Here is a 7,890-nt window from a genome sequence, read left to right as displayed (position 1 = left end):
TGGTCCAGGCCCTCACCCAGAGCGGGCACGACCTGGACTTCCGGCTCTTGGCGGAGCTTGGTGTACGTGACCTCGGCGTACACCAAGATGTCCGGATCCGACGCGACGGAACGCAACGGCGGAGTCACCTCTTCCGCGTCGATCGACCATGCGCTTAGCCTCAATCCACCGATTGACAGGGTGAGTGAGCGCGTCTGAACAAGAGAATACCCTTAAGTGGCAGGAGAATTGGGCTTACGACGGTCTGATTCCCGTGCTCACGAAAGGGCATCTCGTAGATGCAACTCTCTCATACCCGCCCGGTCATTTCAGCGGTGTTCGATGACCGAACCTCGTGGCGGTCGCGGGCCTGGTCCCGCTGGTCAAGCTCGCCCAGACAGCGGGCCTGACCGAGCTGGCCCAAGACCGGCTCACAGTGCCTACCGACAAGGCGCGAACGCCGGCATGAAGGTTACCTCGCTGGCGGCCGGGATGGCCGCCGGCGCGGACAGCATCGATGACATGGCGGTATTGCGTCACGGCGGGATGGGCCGGGTCTTCACCCGGGCGTACGCACCCAGCACGCTCGGGCAGTTCCTGCGCGCGTTCACCTTCGGGCACGTGCGCCAGCTCGACGCAGTCGCCTCCCGGTTCCTGCTCAAGCTGGCCGGGCTGACCCCGCTGCTCGGTACGGCGCACGGCCGCGGACCCGAGGACAGTGCTGACCGCGGTGCCCCGCGGCCGGCCCCGTTCGCGTTCCTCGATATCGATGACACGATCATCGAGGTCCACGGCCACCAGAAACAGGGCGCCGGGTTCGGCTACTCCGGCGTCCGCGGCCTGACGCCCTGCTCGCTACCCTGAGCTGCGACAGCCCGCCGGTGATCACCGGCCAGCGGCTGCGCAAGGGAGCCTGCGGGTCACCACGCGGGGCGAAACGGATGGTCGCCGACGCCCTGACCACGGCCAGACCTCGTCCGGGCCGGACCGGCCGGTCCTGGTGCGGGCCGACTCCGCGTTCTATGGCGCCGAGGTGGTCATGGCCGCCCGCACGGGCGGCGCCCAGGTGTCGATCACGGTGCGCCGCGGCCCGGCCGTGAAGAAAGCCATCGACGCCATCCCCGCCGACGCGTGGACCACGATCACCTACCCGCACCCGATCCTGGACCCGGCCACCGGGGCGTGGGTGTCGCGGGCCGAGGTCGCCGAGAGCACCTACACCGCGTTCTCCTCCAAGAAGAAAGCCAAGCGGGTCGCCGGGCGGCTCGTGGTGCGCCGGATCCCGGACGCGAACGCCGCCCGGAACCAGGCGCCCGGGCAAGGGACCTTGTTCGACCTGTGGCGCTTCCACGCGTTCTTCACCACCACCGACCCCGACGTGCTCGACACCGTCGCAGCGGACCAGACCCACCGCGGACACGCGATCATCGAACAGGTCAACGCCGACCTCAAAGGCTCTGCCCTGGCGCACCTGCCCGTCGGGAGAGTTCACCGCCAACGCCGCCTGGTTCGTGCTCGCCGTGATCGCGTTCAACCTCAGCCGAGCCGCCGCCACCCTCACCGGGGCGGCCGGGCTGGCCAAAGCCACCACCGCCACGATCCGCCGCACCCTGATCCACGTCCCGGCCCGGGTCGCTTCCTCGGCCCGGCGCCTGGCCTTGCACCTGCCCACCGCTTGGCCCTGGGAACACGCCTGGACCGAGCTGTTCATCCAAACCTGCGGCCCCCCGCCCGCGACCGCACGGACCTGACCACCCCAGCCGGCGACGGCGCACTCACGGACCCACGGAACACCCCCGGCAGCGAGGCCGGGCCATCACCCACGCCCAGCTCGCATCCTCAGCCCACGAGCCCGATCCGGCCGTCCCCCACCAGCCCATCGGTGGATCGAGGCTAAGACCCCACGGGCGTTCTTGGGGGCCGCGAGGCTGAGGTGGCGTCGTTGCCCTTTCCGTTCGTCGTGCTGCTGCGCCAGGACCGCGCCGACGAAGTGGATTATGTCCTCACGGCAGGGAAGGATGCCCACGACGTCAGGAGGCGGAGAATCGTGTGGGTCTCCACCGACGACAGCGTCGACGACCCCCGGCATAGAATCGAATCCATGTGGGGTGAAGAGCTGGACTCAGGCTTCTGATCAATCGGCTTCCGGCGCGGCAGGGGATCCTTGGGTCAGTCGTGGCCCAGTCGCGGAGAAGAGCACCAGCACAAACCCCGCGACGACGCCGGCGTCACCGCTCAGGGCTTCACGCTCCGGATCAGCACGACGACCAAGGGGTGGGACTTCCACGTGGTCACCAGCTGGGACCTCACTTGGCCATCACCGGGGACTTTTCCATGTCCAAGGACACAACGAGGCAAGGCAGCCGTGGCCGGTGGCGCTCACATAGCGATCGTGGATGAGCCCCCGCGGCCCATCCGCGGCACCGTGACTATGATCGGAGCGATTATCCGGACCAAGCACTGAGCCCGCCATGACGTCCAGGGAGGCATGCGATGGAGCTTGTGGAGTACGACCGGCACCGCCGGACCGTCGACACCCAGGCGGGGGAGATTGGTTACGCCGAGTTTGGTACCGGCCGCACGGCCTTGTTCGTGCACGGTGTTGGAACTGGCGGTTCGCTGTGGCGGAACGTGATCAGCGCACTGGAGGGCGAGCGGCGCTGCTTGGCGGTGGACCTGCCACTGCACGGCCGCACCCCGGCGGCGCCAGGCCAAGACTACTCGCTGACGGGTCTCGCTGCCTCAGTTGAGGCGTTCTGCGTTGCCCTCGGGCTTACTGACATCGACCTCGTCGGCCAGGACACCGGCGGCGCGGTCGCCCAAATTGTTGCCGCTCATCGGCCTGAGCGGCTAACCACCCTGACGCTGACCAATTGCGAGACCCGAGGAGACGTGCCGCCGAGGGCGTTTGCGCCAACCGTCTGGCTGGCCCGGGCCCGACTACTCGCCCCGCTGACGAGCCGAGCCCTGACAGACTTGACCAAGACCCGCAAAAGGCTGTTCGGCACCGGCTACCAAGACGTTGAGGCGCTTCCGCTAGATGTGCTGCGCGATTGGCTAGAGCCGCTGCTCGGCACCCCGCTCGCCCGGCGGGAGTTTCAACGCTGGGTTGCCTCGCTGCGCGACCGGGACCTCGTCGCTGTTGACTCGGCCCTGAGGCAATTGACCGTCCCCACCCTGCTGGCTTGGGGAACCGACGACAGGTTCTTCCCGCTGAGCCGGGCGCGCAGGTTGCGAGACACCATACCGGGCGTCCGCGAGCTGGTGGAGATAGACGGAGCCAGATTGTTCTATCCGGAAGAGCGCGCAGCGGACCTCGTGCCGCATCTGCGCCGCCACTGGGCCGCGTACCCCGCCGGCTGACCCCACCCGGCCTTGTGAGCCGTCGGCATCAACGCTCGAGAACAGGAGCGGCGCACAACAAGACCGAAACTAGCGAACGCTGACGTCAAGGTGAGAAGTCGGGGTTCACTGGCTGCGGCCTGCGATTCGGACCAGGGTCGCAGAACACCTGATCACCTCTGGCCAACGCCCGCCGGATCCTGCCTAGCCGGCGGGGAGCAGCATGAACGCGACGAACCCGGGTAGCGACAGGTGAGCCAGCCAGAGGTTGTCTACCGGGCGATGATGCGGATCAGGGCGGGGTGGTTGGCCCCCATGATGTAGATCTGCAGGAGACTGGTGGCGTAGGCGCCAAACTCGGGACCTACGTGGATCAGTGCGTCGTCCAGGCTGTCACCGGCTGCTGCCCGACCAGGACGTCTAAGCCTCGATCCACCGATGAGCTGGTGGAGGGCGGCGTGATGGGGTTCGCGGGCTGACGTTGGGGTGAGGGAATGGGGCTATCGCCCGGCCTTGCTGCCGGGGTGTTCCGTGGGTCCTCGGGTTGCGCCGTCTCCGCGGCGGGGTGGTCAGGTTCGTGCGGCCGCTGGTGGTGGCCCGCAGCCGAGCGTGAAGAGCTCGGTCCACGCGTTCTCCCAGGGCCAGTCCTTCGGCAGGTGCAAGGTGATCCGGCGGGCGGAGGACGCGATCCGGGTTGGGACGGTGATCAGCGTGCGACGGGTCGTCGCGGTCGTGGACTTGGCCAGGGCGGGTTGCCCGGTCGTGGTGGCCGCCGCCCGGGTGAGGTTGAACGCGATCACGGCGAGCACGAGCCACGCGGCGTTCGCGGTGAACTTCCCCGACGGCAGGTGCGCGAGGGCGGAGCTCTTCAGGTCGGCGTGGACCTGTTCGATGATCGCGTGGTGGCGGTGGAGCTGGTCCGCGGCCACGGTGTCCAGGGTGTCGGCGGGGGCTGTGGTGAGGAACGCGTGGAAGCGCCACACGTTGAACAGGATGTCTTGCCCGGCGGCGTGGTTCCGTTCGGCGTTCGCGTCGGGGATGCGGCGCACGACGAGCCGGCCGGGGACCTGGTACGCGGTCTTCTGGGCGGCGAACGCGGTGAAGGGGATCTCGGCGACCTCGGCTCGGGAGATCCACGCCCCGGTGGCCTCGTCGCGGATCGCGTCGGTGTACTCGATCGTGGTCCACGCGCCCTCATCGATGGTGGCGATCGCAGCCTTGGTCGTGGCGGTGAGCCGCACGGTGACGGAGACGTCGGCGCCGCTGGCCCGGGCGGCCCGGACGGCGGGGCCACCGAAGAACGCGGAGTCCATCCGGAACAGGACCGGCTGGTCCGGCCCGAGCAGGCGCCGGGCTTGTTTGACGGCGTCGCCGATCAGCCGGGCCGCGCCCCGTGGGGAGCCGCAGGAGCCCTTGCGCAACCGCTGAGCGACGATGACGAGCGCGTGTCCAGCGGTGGTGAGGGTGGCCAGGATCGCGTTGAGCCCGCGGACCTTGGAGTAGCCGAACCCGGCTCCCTGTTTCTGGTGGCCGTGGACCTCGATGATCGTGTCGTCGACATCGACCAACGCGTACCCGCCCGTGTCCAGGGCAGAGGCGCCCGAGGTGGTGGAGGCGACCGGGCCGCTCACCAGGGGTGACAGCCTGGCCAGTGCGAGCAGGAACCGGGCTGCGACCGCGTCCAGTTGTCGCGCGTGCCCGAAGGTGAACGCGCGCAGGAAGGACCCGAGCGTCGAGGGTGCGTAGGCGGCGTTGAAGACCTTGCTCGTCCCGCCGTGGCGCAGCACGGCCATGTCATCGATGCTGTCCGCGCCGGCGAGCATCCCACCGATCAGGGAGGCGATCTTTAGCCCGGCGTTGGCGCCCTTGTCGGTGGCCACGGTCAGGCGCTCATCGGTGAGTTTTCGCAGGCCGGCCGCGTCGGCCAGAGCCATGACGGGGACGAGCCCGGCGGACGACACCAAATTCGGGTCGTCGAAGACCGCGGAGGTCCGGGTCAGGGTGTGAGAGAGTTTCACCTACGAGATGCCCCTTGTGTGCGGCCTGAGTTGTTGCCTGAAGAACTCCAATTCTGTTGCAGCACAGGGGCATTCTCATGTTCCGACGCGCCGGATCACCTCACCCCGCCGGCCCCATCGGTGGATCGTGGCTTAGGGCGGTCCTTGGTAGCCGTCTGGCGGTGTGGTTGGTTGGTAGGGGGCTTGGGGCGGGGTTTGGGCGGTGAGGAAGGCGCGGATCGCGTTGATCACGGCGCCGGGCTGGTCCTGGTAGGTGTTGTGCCCGGCGCCGGGCAGGTAGATCAGTTCACTATCAGGAAGCGCTTGGCGGTAGGTGGTGGCCGAGTGCCAGGACAGGTAGTCGCAGGAGCCTTTGAAAATGAGGGTCGGGGTGGGCAGTCCGGTCAGTGCGGGGCGGATGTCGCGTGGCGGGTGGGCGGTCGCCGATTGGGGGTACTGCAGCGCGTAGAACCCACTTCCGTGGACCGGGCTGACCAGCTGCGGTGAGCAGTGCAGGGCTGGGGCGGTGATCGTCAGGATGGTGTCATTACGGGCGTCGGCCTCAGCATCGCCGAGGTAGGCGTGGGCGGCGACCGGGTTGACCTGCAATAGGGCGTAACCCAGTAGCGCCCGCGGGGCCAGGGCTGCGACGTAGCTGCGCAGCCGGGGGCCGACCTCCAGTCCGGCGGTAGCCCGGTCACTGCTGCGGTCGGCGGGGTCGATCGGCGCGGGTGAGCTCAAGACCAGCTTGGCGACCCGGCCCGGGTGGCCGGCGAGGTAATGCGCCGCCAGCCCGGCCCCGTAGGAGTGGCCGATCAAGATCATCTGCTCGGCGCCGATGACACGGCGGATCTGTTCCAGGTCGGCCACGTCACGGTCGATGCTGTACCCGGTCGGGCCGGTTAGTCGCGTCGAGCTCCCCGCGCCGAGCTGGTCGTAGACGTACACGTCGAAACCAAGGCCCGCGAGCTGACCGAAGAAGGCCACATCACCGGCCATGTCGGGGATACCGGGCCCGCCGTGCAGCACCACGACCGGCGTCGAGCGCACCGGGCCGGTTCCTGCCCGTTTCACATACGCCAGCCGTGAACCGGTGTCTAGCTGCCAGTACGCCAAGCCCGGCACCGGCGGTGGCGTGGCGGGGTGATCGGGCAGTGAGGTGGTAACCGCGAGAGTGGTCACCACCAGGAGCAGCGCCGCGCTCAGCACGGTTGAGCGGGCCCGCCGGTGTCTCGGCTGCCCCCGCAGGACCAGCCAGCACCCAGCGGCGGCCACCACCGTCACGAGCGCCAGACCCGCGGGGAGGAACACGGCCGGCCGGGGCGCTAACCGGGCGGCACCGAGGGTTGCTCCGAAGCCAGCACCGATAGCGGCCAGGACCAGGAGGAGCACCCGGGCGCCACGGCGCAGAATGCGCACCAGTCGGTGCACGCCAACCCGGGTCACGCTCACGTCCTGGCTCGTTGGTCTGGGACCGTCCAGCTGGCGGACCGGTTGCGGCTGTCACTTCGGCGGACTTGGCCGACGGCTCCTCGACGCTGCCCACGGCGAGGGTTGCACCAGATGTCGACCGGGCGACTGCCGGGTTGCTGACTCGTGGTCGAAAACGAAGGCAAGTCACCACTATCGACTGCGCACAACCATCCGTTTGTTACCGAACCAACCAGGTGAAGAGGCCGCGGCGCCGCACCGGCAGCCGCAGGGGCGGTCACCACTTCACACCCACCATCGGCCCGGGGCCGTAGGGATGCCGTTGACGGTGCGGCCGATGCCGACGGCGGGGCGTGTCGGGGTCTTGCTTGCCGCCAACTCGCGTCGATGGCCTGTTTACACACGCAACCCCAGCTCATACCAGGAGCCGGTTCAGAACGTCCCTGACGATCTCGGCCCGGCGGTGGCGCCCCTGCTCGGCGGGAATCAGGTGGTCACCGATCCGGATCGACATCACGACCAGGCAGCGGGCCTCCACCTCGATCGCCTCCGGGCAGAACTCGCTGAACAGCGAGCGGAGGTAGTCCATCTGCCGGCTATCGACCCGACGCAACCGGGCAGCGACCTGGAGATCACGCCGCGCCCAGTCGCGGATCGCGAGGTCGACCGCTACCCCCATGGTCGCATGCTCAGCATCGGCGATAGCGAACAGCCGACGCAACTTGGTCCGGGCGGGTGCCTGGCCCGCGCCGGCTTCCACTTCGCTGATCACGGTCTCGGTAACCTCGCACTCCCACGTCGTGAGCATCTCCTCCAGAAGGGCCGCCCGGTTGGCGAAGTAACCGTAGAAACCGCCCTTGGTCACGCCCAAAGACTGCGCCAGCACCTCGACCCGGACCGCGTCCGGCCCGCCCTCCGCCAGCGCCTGAAGTCCCTGATCGATCCACGCACGGCGTGGGGTCCGGGCATGAGCCACAGGTGGCCTCCTGTTCGTAACATCACGAGTTCAAAGTTCTATACGGTTACGCATACTCCGTGCTAGCCTCAGCCATACGGTACCGCATAGACAGAGGATGTGAGATGCGACTTCTACCCAGCGAGCACACGGACCGAGCGTGGCGTATTCACGCACTGGCCCCGG

General features: G+C 68.4%; 5 protein-coding genes and 1 pseudogene. 3 read left to right on the top strand and 3 right to left on the bottom strand.

All coding sequences use genetic code 11. The features are described 5' to 3' along the window. The first annotated feature begins 278 nt into the window (after positions 1-278). The 3 genes and pseudogenes from BA895_RS17970 (at position 279) to BA895_RS17960 (ending at position 3,342) form a co-directional block, all read left to right on the top strand. A pseudogene (locus tag BA895_RS17970) lies at positions 279-1,730 on the top strand (IS1380 family transposase). Positions 1,731-1,921: 191 nt separating this feature from the next. After that, positions 1,922-2,113: a hypothetical protein gene (locus BA895_RS17965; protein WP_139142755.1), complete on the top strand. Its 192-nt coding sequence runs from the start codon at positions 1,922-1,924 to the stop codon at positions 2,111-2,113. Positions 2,114-2,472: 359 nt separating this feature from the next. Continuing rightward, positions 2,473-3,342, top strand: a complete 870-nt coding sequence (locus BA895_RS17960) for an alpha/beta fold hydrolase (RefSeq protein WP_070193272.1) — start codon at positions 2,473-2,475, stop codon at positions 3,340-3,342. Between the two features lie 548 nt (positions 3,343-3,890). Here the strand turns inward: BA895_RS17960 and BA895_RS17955 are convergent. The 3 genes from BA895_RS17955 to BA895_RS17945 all read right to left on the bottom strand — a co-directional run bounded on the left by BA895_RS17955 (position 3,891) and on the right by BA895_RS17945 (position 7,725). Next, the gene (locus tag BA895_RS17955; protein WP_070193271.1) at positions 3,891-5,339 is read right to left on the bottom strand and encodes an IS1380 family transposase; all 1,449 of its coding nucleotides are present in this window, start codon (positions 5,337-5,339) and stop codon (positions 3,891-3,893) included. Positions 5,340-5,471: 132 nt separating this feature from the next. After that, positions 5,472-6,770: an alpha/beta fold hydrolase gene (locus BA895_RS17950; RefSeq protein ID WP_070193270.1), complete on the bottom strand. Its 1,299-nt coding sequence runs from the start codon at positions 6,768-6,770 to the stop codon at positions 5,472-5,474. A gap of 394 nt (positions 6,771-7,164) precedes the next feature. After that, entirely contained in the window at positions 7,165-7,725 is a 561-nt protein-coding gene (locus BA895_RS17945; RefSeq protein ID WP_070193269.1) for a TetR/AcrR family transcriptional regulator, read from the bottom strand. Between the last annotated feature and the right edge of the window lie 165 nt (positions 7,726-7,890).

The sequence above is a fragment of the Humibacillus sp. DSM 29435 genome, from assembly GCF_001758225.1.
Classification (GTDB): domain Bacteria; phylum Actinomycetota; class Actinomycetes; order Actinomycetales; family Dermatophilaceae; genus DSM-29435.
Note: the sequence above shows the minus strand (reverse complement) of the source record. Positions and strands in the feature narration are given on the sequence as shown.

Coding starts and splice junctions, on each gene's coding strand:
- BA895_RS17960 (WP_070193272.1), top strand. CDS start 2,473: ATGGAGCTTGTGGAGTACGACCGGCACCGCCGGACCGTCGACACCCAG.